This is a genomic window from Desulfosarcina sp., assembly GCF_046496365.1.
Taxonomy (GTDB): domain Bacteria; phylum Desulfobacterota; class Desulfobacteria; order Desulfobacterales; family Desulfosarcinaceae; genus Desulfosarcina.
The window spans coordinates 48,421-68,477 of sequence record NZ_JAWOHB010000058.1 but is presented as its reverse complement, the minus strand read 5'-3'; the positions used below and the strand labels follow the sequence as shown (position 1 = coordinate 68,477).

The following is a 20,057-nucleotide window of genomic DNA, read 5'->3' as shown; positions in this document are numbered from 1 at the left end:
AGACATGCAATGGCAGGCTGTCGCTCAGCGTCGGTTGGGTTGGGATCTTTTCTTATAGGCCGCGCACTCACGATATTCGACCCTCCTTTGGGGTGCTTATGCATAAGCCATCTCCTTAGCGCTGTACAATTAGAATTTGACAAGTTGAAATGTATATTTTAAATCATTTTTTAAGTTTGAGACAAGTAGCACAGGCAAATGATTAATTCAATCGTTTACGCAATCCTTGCCCTGGGGTCAGATCCATTTCAATGACAGCCTTTTTTACAAGAAATTGGGGAAAATGTAGTGGCCAAACGAGAAGACGGCAAGGAAACGCGATTGAGACTGTTGAACGCAGCCGGTGAAGTGTTCGCGCAAAAGGGATATCGCGATGCCAAGGTGGCGGACATTTGTAAACGGGCAGGCGCCAACGTGGCAGCAGTGAACTATTATTTCGGAAACAAAAAAAGCTTGTACCGAGAGGTCTGGCAGTACACCCTTGAAAATTCTGAGGTAGCGATTTTTTTCGAATCGGCTGCCGGTTCATCGCAGGACCGCTTACGCGATTATATCCAGGCGCTGATCCGGAATTTTACAGCAAAAGGGAATGTGGGACGGTTCAGCCGCCTCTACTTGATGGAGATGGTCAATCCCACTGGGCTGGTTCAGGGTGCATGGCATAAAACCATCGAGCCGCGCAGGCGCAGGTTGCACGAGATTATACGCGACATCATCGGGCCGGGAGCGGAGGATCTGACCATACGGTTCTGCGAACTGAGCATAGTCAATCAGTGCCGAATGTTCGTGACCGTCAAGCACAGCGATGTTGAATACATGCTGGGCCAGCCGATTAACCCTGAATTGATCAATCGGCTGGCCCAGCATATTGCTGACTTCTCCCTGGCAGGAATCCGGGCGGTTGGCAAATGAGACGTGTGCTACAGGCGGCATTCGAGGGCGGAGGTCATGGCTGCCTTTTCAGGCCCGTGTGTGACCGGCAGACCGGTTTTTCGGGCAACTGCGCGCAGCATGCCTTCAAAAAGCCACCGGTGGGTCGGCAGCAGGGCATACCAGTAGAGGATCCCGGCCAGGCCCCGGGGCAGGAAACGGGATATCATTTTCAGTTCCACCTTGTCCGTACCTTGCGGTGAAATCATAAATTCCAGGAGCGCATCCCCTGGCGTCTTCATCTCCGCCAAAAGCAGCAGGCGCTTGGGCGGATCCAAGGCGATGACCCGCCAGAAATCAAGCCCGTCGCCAACCCGCAGATCCGATGGATGACGTCTTCCCCGCCGCAGGCCGGGGCCTCCGACCATCCGGTCCAAGAGGCCCCGCAGACGCCAGAGGCTTTGGGCGAAATACCAGCCGTTTTTGCCCCCGATGGTCCTGACCGTCGACCAGACCAACCGGGCATCGCCTTCCAGAACGATGCGGTGGGCGCCTCCCAAAACCGTACCCCCGGCATAATCGGCATCGCCGCAGGTGGTCCACTCGGGAGGCAGACTGCCGCCGCCGTCGAACCAGCAGGTGTCCACCTGCTCCTGACGAATACGCGCCAGCGCATTGCGGATGGTCTGTCGGGCGTCCATGATGGTCACCGGCACCAGATTCCGAATGCGATGGTCGCGGCAGACCACCGGAATGCTCAACCCTTCTGCCAGGGGTTGGGCGATGGAGGCCGGCACCGGGGTCACCAGGTGAACCCACTTGGCACTGAGCCAGGGAGTGAGCACCGGAACGGGAATGATCAGGCGCTGCCGCAAACCCGCCTCCCGGGCGTACATGTGGATCAGATCCCGGTAAGTCAGGATATCCGGACCGCCGATATCGAACGTCTGGCCCACGGTTTGGTCAACCCCCAGGCAACCTTGCAGATAATCCAGGACGTTGCCGATGGCGATGGGTTGGCAGGGGGTTCGAACCCAGCGGGGGGTGATCATCACCGGCAGGCGGTCAACCAGGTAGCGCAACATCTCGAAGGAGGCGCTGCCCGAACCCAGGATCATGGCCGCCCGCAGATTGGTCACGGGCGCCGGACCTGCCTGAAGAATCCGTTCCACCTCGTGGCGCGATTTGAGATGGTGGCTCAGGGCTTCGTGATTCTGCTGCCCCAGTCCGCCGAGATAGATGATACGCGACAAATGGTTCTGCCGGGCAGCCGCCACCATGTTGTCAGCCGCTCTTCGATCCGCATCGGCAAAACGTCCCTTGTGGGCATTCATGGAGTGGATCAGATAATACGCCGCCCCGCAACCCCTTGCCGCCCGGACGAAGGCATCGCGATCCAGTGCGTCGCCGGCAGCAATTTCAAGACGTGCATGGCCACCCCAGGGTCGGCAGTGCAGCCGCTCAGGGCTGCGGGCCAGCGCGCGCACCCGGTGGCCGCCGGCCAGCAGGCGCGGGATGAGCCGCCCGCCCACATAACCGGTTCCACCGGTGACCAATATGGGCTTAGCCGATGAATCCATAAACACACGCCCTGTTTCTGTATCTGTACAGTATTAAGGAATAAAAAAGTACTCCGTCAGCACCGTCCATGGCCTAAAAATCGTTGACGGCATCCACCAATTTCCGCAGCCGCCCGAAATCCCGTTTGTTGAAATCCACCACCAACCGGGACAGGTGGGCCAGTTCAGGTTCATTGATTTCATCCGCCAACGGCCCCGACAGATACATGTCACCGCCGGGAATCAAAATATCCGCAAACGCTTTTTTTAGCCGGCCCACCTGCTCCGGGTCCAAAGGTGTGGACATGCGAATGGCCAACTTATCGCCCACATAACGCAGGCTGTGATAACGCGAGTAGAAATGGTGGATCCGTGCGACGGCATCCCCGGACCGATTTACCCGTTCGAAAAGACCGAAGTCGTCAGGGGAAATATAGCCGTGCCTGGACAATTCGTTTTCAAGAAAATTGAACAGCCGATCCCAGTAGGTCCCCTGGGGTTCGTCAATCAAAAAAACAGGCAGCGGATAGAGTTTGCCGGTCTGCAGCAGGGTGATGGATTCCATGGTCTCATCCAGGGTACCGAAACCGCCGGGGAACAGGACCACTGCGTCGGCCTCTTTCAGAAACGCCACCTTGCGGTTGAAAAAATATTTGTAGGAGATGTATCGGGGATTGCCCACCAGCACAGGGTTGGGTTTTTGTTCAAATGGCAGCCGGATATTGACGCCAAAAGAGTTTTCCGGGCCGGCCCCCTCGTTGGCGGCCTGCATGATCCCCGGTCCGCCGCCGGTAATGACCATGAATCCGGCATCGGCCAGCTTTTTTCCGAGGTCCGTGGCCATTTGATACAAAGGGGCATCAGGCCGGGTCCGGGCTGAACCGAAAACCGTCACCTTGCGCACCTCCCGGTAGGGGCCAAAGACTTTGGCGGTAAAACGCATTTCCTTCATGGAAGCGTTCATCAGCTTCAGGTCGGCGCGGCCACCGTTTTCCTGGCCGGCCTTCAGGCCCGCCAGGATAATTTCACGCACAATATCCGGGTGGGCAACGTCACCCACCTGGGCCATCAACTTGTCGATGGCATCATCCACCGGTCCATTGGTACGCGTAAAATGCAGCGCCACGGGTTTCGAAGATCCTTTGCAGCTGTTTTCCGGCATCAACTTGGTTCCTTTGCTGGTGGTTGCTGATAAAAGCTTTATTGTATCCGTTTTTTCCCAATTCGCAACCAAAGATTGGCCCCCCTCAGGGTCGGACGACAGTCGGCTTTATCGGTTGGTGATGGCGCCGTGTGGCCTTCGGGCGCGGACGTTGAAAGGACCGTGAACTTCCCGCTGCCGGAAGCCGTCCACCGGACCGCAAATGGACCGAGGCGTTTCAACTCCCCTGACAATGATTATGTTAATGGCGTTACCATCCAAGGAGGCATGCCATGCGGCTTTCCGAGTTCACCGTTTCGGGCGATCTGTTGACCCTCGACATCCGGTCCGAGATCCGGAAGGATCGATTCAATGCCATCTGCCGGGACATGGACCAGGCCGTAGCCGAGTTGGGCCGCCTTCGTCTGGTCCTGGTTATGCGCCACTACCCCTCGCTTAACAGTGCCGAGGATTTTTACGACGACCTGCGATTTTTAAGACGCTACGACCAGGCCATCGACAAAGTGGCGGTGGTGTGCGATCGGTTTTGGAAAGACACCTGGGTGGGAATATTCAGTCTGTTCAGCGGTGTCCGCATGGAATTTTTTGAGATGACACAGGTGCATGCGGTCACCCGATGGATGCAAAGCGACTAGCCGGAGACCCAATCCGGGCGATGCCCGTGAAAAGACCCAAAACAGCGGCCAGACTCCGGTCCACTGGCCGGCCGTTTTGGACCCAGGACCCCAATTATGATTTGATATGGATACGGAAACGCAATCCCTGGTTGATCTGAATTACCCCCGCAAACCATAGTGAAACATCTCGTAGTGTGTCTTGCCGCCGAGCAGCGCGTCCATTTTTTCCTGAATCGCCTGGCGTTCCTTGCTCAGCAGCCACTTCTCCCAGTCCGACGCGGATTCCCAGGTGCTGATGACCAGAAACACGTCCGGGCGGTCATTGCTTTTCAAAGTTTCCCCGGAGATGTAACCGGGCTGGGAGGTGGCAAGCGAGCGCATCTCCCTGAACAACTGGAGCATCTCCCTGCCCTTGTTACCTGGAACCGTTCGTGTGATCAATATTTTGACGCTCATGGGTTCCTCCTTTTCATGTGGGGTGCAAACGCCTGCGATCGCACGCTGCGGGGTGTCGAATACTGGTTTTGCGGCCATTGAAAAGCAGGCGGCGGTATTGGTGATGCGTTGAACAACGTGCCCGGTGCCGGTTGCAACGTTGATTTAATTCATTAAATGACGATATGGCTGGATTGTCAAACGGATATTGCACCCGCCCCGCGGACTGGGGTTTTCCAGCGGCCGGTCCGTGCCGGATCGATACCGGTCGGTGATCATCGGGGGAATCACGCCGTCAGCGGTGGTTTATGCATCCAGGTTGACCACCACGCGACCCTTCTGTTGACCCTTGAGGATCAGGTCGATGTTTTCACCCAGGCCGTCGAGAGCGATCTCTTTGGCAAGCCCCGTAAGCCTGTCGATTTTCCATCCACCCGCCAGGTTCTCCCATATTTTGAGTCTGACGTCCATGGGGCAGTTCTGGGAGTCGATGCCGATCAACCGGACGCCGCGCAGGATGAAGGGGAAGACGGTCAGGGGCAGGTCGGGGGAGGCGACGTTGCCGCAGCAGGTGACGGTACCCCACGGATAGGTGGATTTGATGGCCGTGGCCAGGATCTCTCCGCCCACCGTATCCACCACCCCGGCCCACTGCGCCTTGAGCAGGGGCCGACCGCTGGCATCGGCGGCATCGGCCCGGTCGACAATCTGCGATGCGCCAAGGCCGTTGAGAAACGCCGTCTCGGTCGTTTTGCCGGTAACGGCCGCCACCGTATACCCCAGTTTGGCCAGCACGGCCACGGAGACGCTGCCCACCCCGCCGGTGGCGCCGGTGACCAGCACCGGACCCGCTTCGGGTTTGACCCGTTCGGTGAGGAAAAGGATGCCCATGCCGGCGGTAAAGCCGGCGGTACCGTAGATCATGCTCTCTTTCAGAGAAAGGCCCTGAGGCAGCGGGACCACCCACCCGGCCGGCACCCGCACGTACTGGCCGAATCCACCCGACGTGTTCATGCCCAGATCGTAGCCGGTCACCAGCACCTTGTCACCCGCTTTGAACGCTTCGACCCGGCTGTCGGCAACCGTTCCTGCTGCGTCAATGCCCGGTGTGTGGGGGTAGTTGCGGGTGACGCCTTTGTTGCCGACGGCCGACAGGGCGTCCTTGTAGTTCAAAGAGGAGTATTTCACGCGGATAAGCACATCCCCGTCGGGCAGATCAGCGACCACTCTTTTTTTGATCTGGCGGACATAGGTTTTGTCTTCTCCGGCTTCCACGACCAAGGCGTCGAATGATTCAGATGTCATGTTGCTTTTCTCCTTTGGCTAAGCGTCTTGAATTGGTTCCGTCCATCGCGAAAGGGTTGATCCGGGTTCAGGCCAAGGACGGGCGAACCCCAAACTGGGCTGCAAATGTGGAATTATTTATTGCCGGGGCCCTGATCTCAGTCAACTGATTGTGGTTAGAGGATAGTGCAAGGAAGGGCGCACGTCAAATCATGAAAAAAGGGGGCGCGATCCGTCTACGCCTAACCCGGACCGGATGGGTTCAGTATCCAGGACGATAGACGGATCAGCTCCTTTTTTCGGGGGGCATCGCCCCTGTACGACAGGTGGGATCAGCGCCTGCGAAAATTTATCGCAGCGGCCGAGCTTACCAATGCCCCTCGGCATTGGGTTGGGTTGTCAGTTTGATGTTCCCGGCCACAAATGCTGCCACCGCCTCGCGAACGGTGCCGCTCACATCACCGGCCACCTTGACCCGTGCAGCGTCCAGGGTTTTAAATGCGTTGGGGCCACAAAACCCGGTGAGCAGAACGTCAGCGTGCCTGTCGCTCACCATGGTGGCGGCCTGGATGCCAGCGCCTTTGAAAGCATTGACATTCTCAGCGTTGTCCAGCACCTCGACATCCATGGTGTCGGCGTCAACGATGAGGATATAGGCCGCTCTCCCGAAACGTGGATCCACGGGTGAGTTCAGATCCTTCCCGGTGGATGTAACGGCAATTTTCATGGAACCTCCTCCATACTTCAAAATTGTTCATTTTCATCGGGGCCGGTGGGCGGGGAATCAATGCCCGCCGCCACCGCCGCACACCTGATCATCGGAAATCATGGTCAACCGGCCGGCAATCAGATCTTCCACCACCGGACGGATTTCCGCCCGCTGATCGTCATGGTAGACATCGATGCCCGCCTGGCGGAACCCCATCAAGGGCCGCATGCCGATCCCGCCCACGACCAAGGCGTTGACCCGATTGTCCGCCAGCAGGTTCACCGGCACCATGCATCCGCCCTGAACGTGGCTCTGGTTGGCAATGGTGGAGACTTTTTCGATGGCGCCACCCTTGACGTCCACCAGTGTAAACGTATCACAATGACCAAAATGCCCCGACCGTTTGCCGTCAAGACCTCCGGCTTCCACCGAGGGTATGGCGATTCTTCCGTTTTCCATGGTATTTTTGTTCCTTTCTATTGTTACCGTCAATTATTCGGCCGTCATGGCCGGTGTCCGCAAAATGGCGGCCCACACCTTACGCAGGTGCTCGCCGGCCGACCCGTTGGCGTCGTACTCCAGAAGTGTTTTTCCCTGCACCATGGCCCGGGTGAAAGCCGGATCGAAGGGAATACACCCCACAACCGGCAAGCCCCCCTCCGAGGCCATCCGTTCGATGGTGGCACTGTTGTCCGGGTTCAGATCGTACTTATTGATGCACACCATCACCGGCACCTTGAAATGCCGGCACAGTTCGATGGCCCGGGCCATGTCGTGGATTCCGGAAACGGTGGGTTCGGCAACAATCAGCACACTGGTGGCACCACCAACCGATGCGATCACCGGACAGCCCACTCCCGGGGGGCCGTCGGTGATAATCAGATCAATGTCCTTTTCCTGGGCCAGTTGTCTGGCCTGCTGACGCACCAGGGTCACCAGTTTACCCGAATTTTCCTCGGCAATGCCCAGCCGGGCATGCACCATGGGTCCGAAACGCGTAGCGGATATAAACCACTGGCCGCAGGTCTTGGTCGGGAAATCAATGGCCTTTTCCGGGCAGAAATCCACACATACCCCGCAGCCCTCGCAGCCGATCTCATCCACGACGAAGTCAGGTCCGATGGCCGACCACCGACACATATCGATGCATATACCGCAGCCGGTGCATCGCTGCAGGTCGATCACGGCCACACCGCCGCCCTGGAAATCACTTCGCTTGCGAATATCGGGCTGCATCAGCAGATGAAGGTCGGCCGCATCCACGTCTGCATCGCACAACAGGCAACCGGCTGCCAGGGTGGCAAAAGATGCCGTCAGACTGGTCTTGCCGGTGCCCCCTTTTCCGCTCAGGATGACGAGTTCCTTCATTGTATCCCGGCCCCCTTGCCGGTAAGCGTTGCGATTTGGTCAGCCATTCCACGGAAACGGGCCTTCCATTCAGGCATGGTCAAGGCGAACAGGTCGCCACGGGAATAGCTTTCGGCGATCTTCCGGTCATAGGGGATCTCCATAAGGATCGGAATTGCTTCGGACCGGGCATAGGCCCAGACCTTGTCGTCACCCATATCCGCCCGGTTGATCACCAGCCCCATGGGAATCTTGAGTATTTTCACCGCTTCGACGGCCAGCTTCAAGTCGTGCAGACCGAAAGGGGTCGGTTCGGTGACCAGCAGAACAAAATCCGTATCCTTCATGGCGGCGATCACCGGGCATGAGGTTCCCGGGGGGGCATCGATCAAGGTCAGGCCGTCAGCCCATGTCCGGGCACGAACAGCCCGGATCAGCGGCGGCGCCATGGCTTCGCCCACCCGAAGCCGCCCGTGGACAAAGGCGACACCATTTTTTGCGCCGACTTCCAGAACACCCAGTTCTCTGCCCGTCTCGGTGATCGCCCCTTCCGGGCATACGGCCATGCACCCGCCGCAGCTGTGGCAGAGCTCGGGAAAGGTCAGCACCGTATCACCGATAACGGCAATCGCCCTGAATCGGCAGATGGCCATGCACAGCTTGCATTGGTTGCACTTTTTCAGGTCAATATCGGGAACCGGCGTGGTCACGGTTGTGGTCTCTTCGATGACGGGTCGCAAAAAAAGATGGACGTTGGGTTCTTCCACATCACAGTCCAGCAGTTGGACCGGGCCGTCTACGGATACCGCGAGGTTGGTGGCTACGGTGGTTTTTCCGGTGCCGCCTTTTCCACTGGCGATACTGATAATCATGGGGTCTGATCTCCCTGGCCAACAGGTCGGCGCGGGTTGATGTCGCGCAATCGGCCGGCCGGTGATGAATGCGCAAGCGCGTATTGGTATGGCGTTAATTTAAGCATAAGCTCATAAAACGTCAAGCGGTTTTTTGCGAATGCTCAAAAAGAGTGGGGCCAATGGCACCAAAAGGCAACCACCGATTATGCCCAGAACGGATTATCGGTGGCAATTTTAATGGGGTTGCTTTTTACGGCGGGAAACGATCGCCTGGCCGCAAGGTGCCATTGAGGAGTGAACCCTACGAACGGAACTTGATAATTTTGACCGCCTCGTCCACCCATTCTGAAATCAGCCGTGACTGATCGCGGTGCGCCTTGGTTTTCTTGAGGCGTTGAAAGACCTCTTCACGGATCTTGACGGCTTCCAGGGAGGGGATGCTCTCCATGCTGCCGATGTTGGCCAGACCACGAATGGCAATCCGAAGATTCTGCAGCAGGTGGGACATGAACCGATCGCTCTCCTTCAGAAAGTAAAGATCGGATTCCGGACTGCCGTATTCGTTCACGGCACTGCGCAGCACCGACCGCCCGACACTGGTTTCGGTCATGGACAGAAAGATATAGACTTCCCGTTCCAGACTTAAAAGATCCTTCACAGAGAGTCTGTGTTTGCGCGTCATTCCAAACTCCAGGGCTTCGCACAGGGCTTGGTGGATGGACCGGATCTTGTCGAAAAAAGCTTCCTGCTCGCGGTCCATGCGCCAGGCGGCATAGCGTGCCACCTCCTTGTCCAGGCCGGCCTGGTTAAAAATGATATCTTCGGGTGTAATTTCGATATCGGCCAGGGTTTTGTCGTATTCGTGAAGAATCAGGTTGGCCAGCATCAGGGCTTTGGCGTCTGAGAACTGAATATCGTCGGGGTCCTTGAGAAAATCCTCCAACAGGATCTTGAATGCCCGTTTGGGCTGATTCATTCTTGCGGCAAGCATCTGCAGGGCATTGAGAAATGCGGTTCGGTCTTCGGGTGCCACAACATCTTTTAGATGCAGCCACAAGAACTCGAAAATCTTTTTCTCATAGCGGGTAAACCGTGAAAGGCCTTCGGCAAAAGCCGGTTTGAGGAAGCGGCCCTTTTCGCTGAAACACTTTTTGAGTGCGTCCACCAGTTGGCGGGCTTCACCCATTTCGATGCCAAAATCCTGGGACAGGATCTCGTAATCCTGTTCTTCAAACCGGAAGGTGCCGTGAACCATGGCGGTCATCTTTTTACGGGTAGCGGACCGGCCCTTGAAAAAAGACACCATTTTAAACAGCTGACGATGTACCGCGCCCATAATGACGCCACGCACACCCAGCTTGGCATCATCGGAACGGGAGACATACAGGTTGTCAAACACCGCGTCCTGCACGCTGTCCAACCGTTTTTGCAGATTGGTCAGCACCTCCCGCCGGGCATCCTCGCTTTTGGGTTTATTGTCGATGGCCTGCAGCAGATGGGATGAGAGTCCCAGCCGCTCTTCCAGATGGTGCGAAGAAATTTTCGGGTAGTCATCGCCGTATACGCTTTTGATCACTTTGGCGGCCTTATCAGGGGAGGTCTCCACACTGGCGATAATCCGTGCGACCTTGGCTTTCTCGCGGGTAAAGCTTTTTTCGCTCTTTTCCCGCATGAGCCAATCCAGGTTGTTGATCTCCAAGGGCGGCACAATCAGCTGCGCACTGATTTTGGGCAGCCCGAAAATGGCATTGTATACACTGGTAAATTGACAGCCTTCGTCTGATTCCTCTTTTTTCTGGATCCATGCATTCACTTTGGTGACGAGGTTGCGCATGGTTTTGGCACCCAATCGGTTAATGCCGGCAACCAGGGTGAGATTGGTGCTGATGCTGCCCTTTTCATCGGCCACCATGGGCACCAGATTGGCTTTACCGGGTCCCAGGACAATGTCACGCTGGTTTTCGTGCGCCCGGTAGAGACGGCAGAGGATGTGGAGGCTGCGACGTAAACGGTCCAGGGAATCGGGGTCAGTTTTGGGCAGGTTCAGGTTCAGGTTGTTGATCCCACGGTCGGAAAAAATGCCGAAGGCATCCAGCAGCTGACCCATCAAGTGGGACAGCAGATGCCCGTGGCGCTTGATCATCTTGGGGACCATATCCAGATCCACGACCATGTGGCCGAACAGGATTTCAAAATCCAGCCGTTCAGGAATATCACGGTCGCCGGAAAGGCCGCGGTAACGGATCAGAATACGACCCGCCTCGTGGGGCAGTTGGGAGAGTTTGGCCAGCGTATCCGACAATTGTTCAAAGGTCTGACGCTCTTCGGACGCACGTGCATCCAGGTCCATGCGCTGAAAATAACCGGCGATGTGATGCACAATCTCGCAAAGCAGGATCCGCCATACGTCCTGCTGTTTCTGTTCTTCGGCCAGGCTCTCGGCCATCATTTCTGCAGCCGACCGTCCTTTTTTGTGATCTTCGATTCCCTCGATCTGAGTAAAAAGCTGTTTGGCGGCGTCATCCAGGTAAATTTCTTTATCATCCATGGCAATGACCTGTGTGGCGTAAGCAAGCAGATTGGCAATCCCCGGTGCCTATCCGGGTCGGCAGGATGCGGCCAAACCATCACAGTCGGACGACCGCAGACAGGCCAACCCCATGATTCCAGAGCGCATACGTTAAATATCACAGTTTTGCCGAAACGAAAATCGAAAAGCGGTCGGCGGAAAATTGACCGGCAGGGCTCGCAAAAAAATCATAAAAATACCGCCCAGCCAAAGCGCCGCTTGAAAAGCCGGCACCCCTTTGATAATTTGGTGAAAGTGACCCAGCCGCAATCCTGAGAGGTTGTATTGGAATATGACCATGATCAAATCCGAAGCCCTTGAAGCCAACCTGGCCAGCACCCATGTGGACGTAACCGTCGATGCCCGTTATGAGTGTATCCAGGCAGTCATGTCCCGTTACTACGGCCTGATGGAGGGGGTGAACACCTTCCTTCGGGAATTGAGCCATCCTTTTCGCAACTGGCAGTTTATCGTGGGGGAGGCCCGGGGATATGCGCTGGACTACTTCCACCTGTTTCAGTCGCATTCCCGTGGCGTCGAAGCCGCCGGGGCCATGGTGGGAATTTTTTGCGAAGTCATCGACGCTGACGTGGAGGACGGCGTACGCACGGATGCAGTCGACGACCTGCTGTTGTATCTGCAGCAGATCGTCATCGACTCCCGTGACCGTCTGCCCGAATTTCTGCCAGTTCTCAACACGGCCTTCAACTGGATCTACGAGTGCCCGGACGATCGGTTTTTTCTCTTTGTCAAAAGCTTCTATCCCCTCAAACGCATCATCCGGCTCCTGGGAGATAAAGCCAACGGGGCCATCTCCGATCATACCGTTGTCAACCGGCTGTTGATCCGCAGCTGCAGGGTCACCTATGATTTCTGGTGCGACATGAAGGACCCGTGGGAATCTTTCCAAGCCGCAGCAGGCCGGATTCAGGATTCGACGCCTGTCCGCGAATGTTTTTCTGACATTTCCCATGACGTACTGAAGGCCCTGAAAGAAGAATTGATTCAGATCGAGAACCTGCCCATTGATGCCGCCAGGTCGGTATTTGACCAGCTGCTTGGCCTGACCGATTTCAGCACCATTGTCGAGAGATATCGCAAAATGCCGCAAATGCTCCTGGAGGCGGGTACCGGCAGCGGCCATGGCAACCAGTGGAAGGTAATTTTTCTCTTTCACATCATGAGCATTTCCGACCTGAATCGGATCCATGAAGAGGCGTTGCGCGACATCAACCGTACCGTGGGATGGCTGATTGAAAATGAAAGCTATCGAAACATCGGAGATCTGATCGAAAAAACCTTATACATTCTCAAAACACGCACGGAGCAGTTCCCGGCCACCACACTCACCTGCGTCCTCAACATGGGCCAGGGGGTTTACAAAACTGATGAGATCGACCTGATCAACTTTTTTATCGATCGGGTGGTGGATCTGGGATTTCAGACCCCCATGCTGGGCGGCGTGGGCAACGACTGGCAGATCCAGGTCAATTCGGCACACCTGCAGAACATCCGCACCTGGCTGGAACTGATCGAATGCAAGCCCAAGTGGTCCTCACGGCTGCTCTCCAGTCTGATCATCAAGATCTCACTATCGGGCATCTTCATCAAGGACACCGACCTGTTCCCCAGAGATATCACCCGGTTTCTCAACAGTGAGATCGGGCCGGTTTATAATCTGGCCAAACAGCTGACCCGTCTGTTCCCGGCCTATTTTAACGACATCGGTGCTGAAGGGGTTTTGCGTGACATTTCCACCCGGCTGGATGAGATCACTCACCGGCGTGACATCTTGATCCATTTTCTGCGCAAGCAGAGCCATGTGGAGAGCTCCAATCGAATCATTCGGTTCATGGAGGCGGTTCTGCACTTCTGGAAGACACGGGAAAAGGCCCCGCTGCAGCCCTACGTTCCCCCCAACATCTTCGCGCAAATCGACGTTCAGGGTGAGTACATTGAGGGGGTCAATGCCCTGTTCACCCACCTGGAAACCCGTGGCCTAAAGCTCCCCGATGAACTGCTCGTGGAGGATGACGAACGCATCCATGCCCTGCTGTCCGAAGCGCCAGGCGCCCATGCCGTCGACATCGAGCGGGTCGCTCTCATCGCCGCTTTTTACAAACTGCTCTACCACAAGTATCAGCTGGACTACAGGTCCCTGCACCACCATCTGGATCAGCTGGACCGGGAGTCTTTTGCAGACCTGGAAAGCCTGCGTGTCGCCCTGGACGAGCCCGATCTGAAACGGCGCCTGTTCATGCTGATGGACTACCTGGAGAATCTCAAGGCGATCATTCTCTCCGAGGATACTTACGAAATCCGGTCCGACATCTATAAAAAACGTCACATCACCATTGACATCCCCTCCATGTACGGCAGCTACCATGAACGCAAGTTCGACGCACTCGGGCTCACCTTTCGGGTCGAGTCGCTGCTCAATGTGCTCTTCGAAGAGCTGGTGGATCAGATCAACCTGGGCCTGATCACCCGGGCAACCTTCCACGACATCTATGAACGGCTGACCCTGTTTGACAAGGCCCTTAGACTGGACGGCATTTATTCGGTGGAACTCGAACGCCAATTGGATCTGCTCGCGCATGCTTTAGAGGTGAGAGGGTTTACCTTTACCCAGTACCTGGACATTTTCAAGGGCTTCGCCGTGGCTGTCAAGAATATCATCAACGACTACTTCAACAACATCCACGGGCAGAACCTGACACGCATTCTCGGGCGTATGCCCATCGACCGGATCCTTGAAAAATACCTTCCCCGGGAGCCTGCCGTGGAAATGGACAAACTCAAGCACAGGGTGTCCGAGATCTTCTTCAGGGACCGTATCACCACCTCCCTGGGCCTGCAGCAGCTGGACCTTTTTTTGACCCGCATCCTCAACACCTTGTTCCACCAGTCCAACATGCTCCCCAAGGGCAAGCTCCACCTGTTGCTCAACTATGACCCCCAGCGAATCATAACCGGCCTGGAACAGATCAACAACAGTGCCGCGGGCATTATCTATATGGGCAACAAAGGGCTGAACCTGCTCAAGCTGAAAAATTTAGGCCTGCCGGTGCCGCCCGGGTTTATCGTAACCACCGAGGCCTTTCGCTGTCGGGAACTGATCGACGGTTTTGCACCGGTAAAGAAAAATTTCCGGCAGCAGGTTCGGCGCCATATCGCCCTGCTTCAGAAGATTACCGGCAAGCGGTTCGGAGACCCGGTCAACCCCCTGCTCTTTTCGGTGCGCAGCGGCGCCTCCATTTCTCAACCCGGCATGATGGAAACATTCCTGGACGTGGGCATCAATGAGGAAATCGCCGCCGGACTTGCCCGCAAGATGGAAAACCCCTGGTTCGCCTGGGATAACTATCGCCGGTTTCTGCAGTGCTACGGTATGGCCTTTGGATTGGCGCGCGACGATTTCGATGCCATCATCGCCGATTTCAAAGCACGCTTGGGGATCCCATTGAAAAAGGGGTTCACCGGTGAACAGATGAAGATGGTCGCCCTGGCCTACAAATCGCGCATCCAGGAAGCGGATGTTGAACTTCTGGAAGACCCTTTGGATCAGCTCTTCATGACCATCAATGCGGTGTTCGCATCATGGGAATCCCCGCGGGCACAGACCTACCGGAAGATCATGGGCATTTCGGACGACTGGGGCACCGCCGTCACCGTACAGGAAATGGTCTTCGGCAATTTATCCCCTCAGGCCGGCGCGGGTGTTTTTTTCACCCACAACCCACGCTGGTCCGGAGACACCTTGAGTCCCTGGGGCGATTTCAGCCTGGAAAACCAGGGGGAGGACGTGGTAGCCGGCCTGGTAAGGACCCTGCCCATCTCGGTCAAGCAGCAGGAAATCGAGATGCGCGACACCGACATCACCCTGGAAACCCATTTCCCGGCCATTTATGCAGCCATCCGCAAATGGGCTTCCCAACTCATTTATAAAAAAGGCTGGGGCCCGCAGGAGATGGAATTTACCTTCGAAGGTCCCACGGCCGAGAACCTCTACCTGCTGCAGACCCGGGACATGGCCATCCGTGAACGCAAGAGCGTACTCACCTTCGATCTCGACGTCGACCCGGAAGATCGCTACCTTGGCCACGGCATCGGTGTAGCCGGCGGCGCCATGAGCGGTCGGGCCGTCTTCACGATAGCGGAAATCAGCCACTGGCGGGAAGCCGAACCGGACAGGGCCCTGATCCTGATTCGCGGGGACACGGTTCCCGACGACATCAAGGAGATCTATGCCAGCGACGGACTGCTCACCGCCAGGGGCGGGCTGACCAGCCACGCCTCGGTGGTGGCCCACCGACTGGGAAAGACCTGCGTGGTGGGTTGCGGCAGTCTGGTATGCAGGGAGAAGGAGAAAACCGCCGTGTTCAATCGGCTGACAATCCAGGCGGGAGACTATATAAGCATTGACGGTCGGGAGGGATCGGTTTATCAAGGGGAGATGAAGATCAGGGAAGCTTGACACCCCGCCGTCGATGACCATTCCCGGCTTTGTTTTGCAAACTCCGGAGGAAAACCATGAACGAAGGATTGATGAAAATCGGTATCAACGGCCTCGGCCGCATCGGCAAGCTGAACGTGTGGCATCACGTGGGGCGACGCTATTTCAATGAGATTGTGGTCAATATCGGCCGGCAGGCGGGTTCGGGCCTGGCCGACGTGGCCCACTACCTGGAACGCGACTCCACCTATGGCGCCCTGCATGCATTTCTGCACGGGTATCAAGCCAAACCGGTGATCACCGATATCGATGACGGCGCCGGCACCATGGTTATCGACGGCATCCCGGTGAGGTTGCTGCGCAGCGCGCGCTTGCCCCAGGCTGTCGACTGGAAAGCACATGGCGTGCGCCTGGTGGTGGACACCACCGGCCAGTTCCTCGATCCCACGCTGCCCGCCAACCACCCCAAAGGATCGGTCAGGGGTCATCTGGAGGCAGGCGCAGAAAAGGTGGTCGTCTCGGCCCCATTCAAGATTAAGGAGGATCGCCTGCCCATGCCGAACGATGCGGTCACGACGGTAATGGGAATCAACGCCAACGATTACGACCCCCGGCGCCACCGGATCGTTTCCAACGCCTCATGCACGACGACCTGTCTAGCCCACATGATGAAACCCCTGATCAACGCCTTCGGGGCCAAACGCATCCTGTCGGCCTCCATGGCCACCATCCATGCCGCCACGGGATCCCAGCAGGTCCTGGATCGCCTGCCCCAATCCGGGAAAACCGATCTGAGAAAAAATCGGTCGATTTTAAACAACATCATTCTCACCTCCACCGGCGCGGCAAAAGCACTGCGGCTGGTAATACCTGAAATGGAACACATCGGCTTCATTGCCGAATCGGTTCGGGTGCCCGTCAGTTCCGGATCTCTGATCATCCTGGTGCTCAGTATCCAGGAGCGTCCGACCGAAGAACCCATCCGCCGCGGGGTGATCAACAGCGTCTATGAACAGGCGGCACAGCTGGATCCCAACGGGTACCTGCAGTATAACGAAAAACAGAATGTCTCCGGTGATATCCTCGGCACCCCCCAGGCTGCGGCGGTGATCGAAGGCGATGTAACCCATACCCGAACCGCAGATTTAAGTCTTGATCTGGCCGGCGTCCCTGGCTTTTCCCCAACCGTATTGAAAAGCCTGACAGACACGGTGGTGCGTGCGCCGGTTACCCAGGCCGTCATATACGGCTGGTACGATAACGAGATGGGCAGCTACGTGAATATGCTTGGCGACCGAACGGTATCCATCGCCGAAAACATGTAATCGATTCTGCACCGCTGCGGGATGCATGCACGGCAACGGTTTTGAACCCAAATGGCATTCAGCCCGCTCAAAAGATTTTTTCGGGCCACGGTATAGGCTGATCTTAGGGCTTGACGATATCGCGGCATGAACCTTATATTGTCGTCATTCAGTTTTCAATCCATGGAATCGGCAAGCCCACGAAAGAGTCATATAATGAGTGAAAAATCTGAAACGACGTTAGATGACTGCATCTGCACAGACATTCCCAAAGCATTGTACGATCGCGTCGAAGACTACTGCAAAGCAAGTGGCATCGCCCCCAGGGAATTCATCTTTGACGCGATCAGCGAAAAACTGTTTTCCATTCACCGGGAGCGGCGCCGAAAGCCACGGCTTTAAAGGAATTGGCATTGCTGTTTCCACACGATTCCGCCACAACGCCAACCTTGTCGCACCTCAACCCATCCACCCGGCAAAAATAGAGTCAAGCATCGGCTTGACGTCGACAACGCCCCATGCATCCCTTTGACATGTGCCCGCTCAAGTTGCTGCCGATCAGTCTGGCGCTCAGCCTGATTCTCTCCGGCTGCGTCGGCAGACAGCTGGGTCAATTCGAAACGCACGCGGCCCGTGGCGACCATGAATGGCTTGCCGCACAGGCAATTGTGTGCCCGAGAAGATCCGACGACGTTTGCAGGCGGCTGCATCTGATCAAGGCAGAGGCCTGCTTTCGCCTTGCAGAAGCGGGCAGGGAGGCCGCCGTCAACTACGCCTGTACCGCCGATGAACTGGAAAAGGGGCTTGCCTTGAAGTCGTCCGAAAAAAATGAAGGGGTTCAGGCTGACTATCACGAGAAGCTTTGCGAATCCCTGAGCCGCCTGCAGGATCTGCAACCTGCTGAAATGAACGCGCTGAACCCGGACCGGTTTGTGGAAGCGGCCAAGGCGCTTTTCCAGTTGGCCCCGCACAGCCTTGCAGCAGTGTACTACCTCGCCAGAGCCAACCTGAAGAAGGTTGAACCCGTTCTGGAGGAAATAAACGCCGCCAGCCGTCTACCCGTGTGCAACCGGCTCAAACGCAGCGTCACCGATGTGCTGGTGGTGATGCAAACCGCTAAAGGCCGGTCCGACAACGACTGGGAACGATTCGCCGACCGTTACCAACGGCTTGCCTTTGACCTGGGAAAGGCCATACAGGCTGCCGAATGCCGGTAAACGGACAGGAGCAAACACCCATTTCCAGAAACGGAAACGTAAGTTGAGCGGGTTATGGAATCCTCCCCGCGGCAAACCGCGGGGAGTGCGCTCGCTATCGCGGTTCAATTCTCAAGTGTGCATGGATTTCAGCACTGCCTGACGTATAGAGGCTGTCCAGGAATGCCACGAAAAAGCTGCCCGGCCGGTTGCTGGCGCCAAACGCCAGCTCCCCGCACAGGCCGTAAAAGCCGAAAGCGGCTGCCACAGCGCTTAAAAGGTGTTCACCAGCCACAGCACAGAAGGCACCGGCAACCGCCGACAACCCGCATCCCAGACCGGTCACCCGGGTCATCAGGGGCACGCCGTTGGCCACCCGCAACATCCGGCTGCCGTCGGTGATCAAATCCTTTTCCCCGGAAATGGCCGCGATACAACCGTACCGGCGAGCGATGTCACCGGCGGCATCCACGATCTCGTCGGACAGGCTCAGAGACGACTCCACGCCTCTGGTCTTCACGTCGTCAACGGCCAGAGAAAGCACCTCCGATGCGTTGCCCCGGATGATGGCTATTTTTGCTTCTCCAAGGATGTGCTTCACGGCTCGGGTGCGATAAGGGGTGGCACCGGCACCGACCGGGTCCAGTATTACCGGGATGCTCCGTTGATTGGCCGCCTTGGCTGCCAGTACCATGGCCTCGATCCATTTCTCCTCCAGTGTGCCGATGTTGAGCACCAGGGCACTGGCCATGGCGGCCATATCCGCCACCTCCCGTCGGCTGTGGGCCATGACCGGAGACGCCCCCAATGCCAGCAAAATGTTGGCCGTAGGGTTCATCACCACGAAATTGGTGATGTTGTGCACCAGTGGGGTGGTTGTTCTGATTTTATCGAGGAGCTCAGCGGTTATGGTCTTCATGTTCATCAAAATATCCCTTATATTTGAAGTGCTCAGGTGTGGGACGGCGGGGCATTTTCCAGTTGAAGCGCCACGAAATCCCAGTTGACCAGGTTGTCCAGGACGGTGCTGACAAAATCAATCCGCCGGTTCTGGTAATCCAGATAGTATGCATGCTCCCACACGTCCACAGTCAATAGGGGAATCTGACCATGGGCAAGCGGTGTATCCGCATTGGCGCCCGTAATCACCATCAGCTTGCCATCGTCCAGCACCAGCCACACCCAGCCACTGCCGAACTGGTCCTTGGCCGCGGTCAGAAAAACCTTTTTGAAATTGGCGAAACTGCCGAAAGCCGCATCGATCATTTCCGCCAGCAGGCCCCCCGGGGCGCCGCCGCCGTTCGGTTTGAGGCATTGGAAAAAAAAGGCGTGATTCCATGCCTGGGCGGCGTTGTTGAAAACAGCCGCCTTGGATGCATCACCCGCCGTCATCTGGATCACCGCTTCGGCTGATTTTCCGGCGTAGGAACCGCTTTTGGTCAGATCATTGGCCCTGTCCACATAGCCGGCGTAATGTTTATCATAATGAAACCCCATGGTGTCCGCACTGATAAAGGGCGCCAGTGCATCCTCGGCGTATGGCAGCGGGGCCTTGACGAAGATGGGCGAATCGCCGCCTCCACTGCACTGCAACAGGAAGAGGGCGGCGATGGCACAGGCCGCCAGAACCGATGAACGAACAAAAAGGCGTGGGCTGATAACGGGAAGGGTTGCCATGGTTTTTCTCCTTTTCGG

17 protein-coding genes are annotated in these 20,057 nt (G+C 56.7%); 6 read left to right on the top strand and 11 right to left on the bottom strand.

Features of this window, described 5'->3' with window-relative positions:
- Positions 1 to 288 precede the first annotated feature (288 nt).
- Positions 289 to 912, top strand: coding sequence for a TetR/AcrR family transcriptional regulator (locus R6V78_RS04850; RefSeq protein ID WP_410288207.1), 624 nt, complete (start codon positions 289 to 291; stop codon positions 910 to 912).
- Positions 913 to 920: 8 nt separating this feature from the next.
- Here R6V78_RS04850 and R6V78_RS04845 read toward each other — a convergent pair whose 3' ends face one another.
- Positions 921 to 2,450, bottom strand: a complete 1,530-nt coding sequence (locus R6V78_RS04845) for an SDR family oxidoreductase (RefSeq protein ID WP_410288206.1) — start codon at positions 2,448 to 2,450, stop codon at positions 921 to 923.
- Positions 2,451 to 2,523: 73 nt separating this feature from the next.
- Complete coding sequence (locus R6V78_RS04840; RefSeq protein WP_410288205.1) at positions 2,524 to 3,591, bottom strand: TIGR00730 family Rossman fold protein; 1,068 nt, start codon at positions 3,589 to 3,591, stop codon at positions 2,524 to 2,526.
- Between the two features lie 272 nt (positions 3,592 to 3,863).
- Between R6V78_RS04840 and R6V78_RS04835 the strand changes: the two genes are divergently transcribed.
- Entirely contained in the window at positions 3,864 to 4,226 is a 363-nt protein-coding gene (locus R6V78_RS04835; protein WP_410288204.1) for an STAS/SEC14 domain-containing protein, read from the top strand.
- A 141-nt stretch (positions 4,227 to 4,367) separates the two neighbouring features.
- Here R6V78_RS04835 and R6V78_RS04830 read toward each other — a convergent pair whose 3' ends face one another.
- The 7 genes from R6V78_RS04830 to R6V78_RS04800 form a co-directional block, all read right to left on the bottom strand.
- Positions 4,368 to 4,664, bottom strand: a complete 297-nt coding sequence (locus tag R6V78_RS04830; RefSeq protein WP_410288203.1) for an antibiotic biosynthesis monooxygenase family protein — start codon at positions 4,662 to 4,664, stop codon at positions 4,368 to 4,370.
- A gap of 285 nt (positions 4,665 to 4,949) precedes the next feature.
- Positions 4,950 to 5,948: a YhdH/YhfP family quinone oxidoreductase gene (locus R6V78_RS04825; RefSeq protein ID WP_410288202.1), complete on the bottom strand. Its 999-nt coding sequence runs from the start codon at positions 5,946 to 5,948 to the stop codon at positions 4,950 to 4,952.
- Positions 5,949 to 6,294: 346 nt separating this feature from the next.
- The gene (locus R6V78_RS04820) at positions 6,295 to 6,654 is read right to left on the bottom strand and encodes a NifB/NifX family molybdenum-iron cluster-binding protein (RefSeq protein WP_410288201.1); all 360 of its coding nucleotides are present in this window, start codon (positions 6,652 to 6,654) and stop codon (positions 6,295 to 6,297) included.
- Between the two features lie 57 nt (positions 6,655 to 6,711).
- Complete coding sequence (locus R6V78_RS04815; RefSeq protein ID WP_410288200.1) at positions 6,712 to 7,095, bottom strand: NifB/NifX family molybdenum-iron cluster-binding protein; 384 nt, start codon at positions 7,093 to 7,095, stop codon at positions 6,712 to 6,714.
- Positions 7,096 to 7,128: 33 nt separating this feature from the next.
- Positions 7,129 to 8,004 (bottom strand): P-loop NTPase, encoded by an 876-nt coding sequence (locus tag R6V78_RS04810; protein WP_410288199.1) that lies wholly within the window; start codon positions 8,002 to 8,004, stop codon positions 7,129 to 7,131.
- On the bottom strand, positions 8,001 to 8,855 hold the full coding sequence (locus tag R6V78_RS04805) for an ATP-binding protein (protein ID WP_410288198.1): 855 nt from the start codon (positions 8,853 to 8,855) through the stop codon (positions 8,001 to 8,003). Before R6V78_RS04805 ends, R6V78_RS04810 begins: the two co-directional genes overlap by 4 nt.
- 283 nt (positions 8,856 to 9,138) lie before the next feature.
- Entirely contained in the window at positions 9,139 to 11,385 is a 2,247-nt protein-coding gene (locus tag R6V78_RS04800) for a hypothetical protein (protein ID WP_410288197.1), read from the bottom strand.
- A gap of 319 nt (positions 11,386 to 11,704) precedes the next feature.
- Here R6V78_RS04800 and R6V78_RS04795 point away from each other — a divergent pair, with 319 nt between their 5' ends.
- From R6V78_RS04795 to R6V78_RS04780, 4 genes are all read left to right on the top strand, one after another.
- On the top strand, positions 11,705 to 15,883 hold the full coding sequence (locus R6V78_RS04795) for a PEP/pyruvate-binding domain-containing protein (protein WP_410288196.1): 4,179 nt from the start codon (positions 11,705 to 11,707) through the stop codon (positions 15,881 to 15,883).
- 56 nt (positions 15,884 to 15,939) lie between these two features.
- A complete protein-coding gene (locus R6V78_RS04790) occupies positions 15,940 to 17,187 on the top strand; it encodes a type I glyceraldehyde-3-phosphate dehydrogenase (RefSeq protein ID WP_410288195.1) in 1,248 nt (415 codons plus the stop codon).
- A 195-nt stretch (positions 17,188 to 17,382) separates the two neighbouring features.
- On the top strand, positions 17,383 to 17,568 hold the full coding sequence (locus R6V78_RS04785; protein ID WP_410288194.1) for a hypothetical protein: 186 nt from the start codon (positions 17,383 to 17,385) through the stop codon (positions 17,566 to 17,568).
- Positions 17,569 to 17,684: 116 nt separating this feature from the next.
- Positions 17,685 to 18,383, top strand: a complete 699-nt coding sequence (locus R6V78_RS04780; protein WP_410288193.1) for a hypothetical protein — start codon at positions 17,685 to 17,687, stop codon at positions 18,381 to 18,383.
- A gap of 94 nt (positions 18,384 to 18,477) precedes the next feature.
- Here the strand turns inward: R6V78_RS04780 and thiM are convergent, their stop codons facing one another.
- Together thiM and R6V78_RS04770 are read right to left on the bottom strand one after the other, a co-directional pair.
- Positions 18,478 to 19,287 (bottom strand): hydroxyethylthiazole kinase, encoded by an 810-nt coding sequence (thiM, locus tag R6V78_RS04775; protein WP_410288192.1) that lies wholly within the window; start codon positions 19,285 to 19,287, stop codon positions 18,478 to 18,480.
- Between the two features lie 26 nt (positions 19,288 to 19,313).
- Positions 19,314 to 20,039, bottom strand: a complete 726-nt coding sequence (locus tag R6V78_RS04770; protein ID WP_410288191.1) for a superoxide dismutase — start codon at positions 20,037 to 20,039, stop codon at positions 19,314 to 19,316.
- Positions 20,040 to 20,057 lie beyond the last annotated feature (18 nt).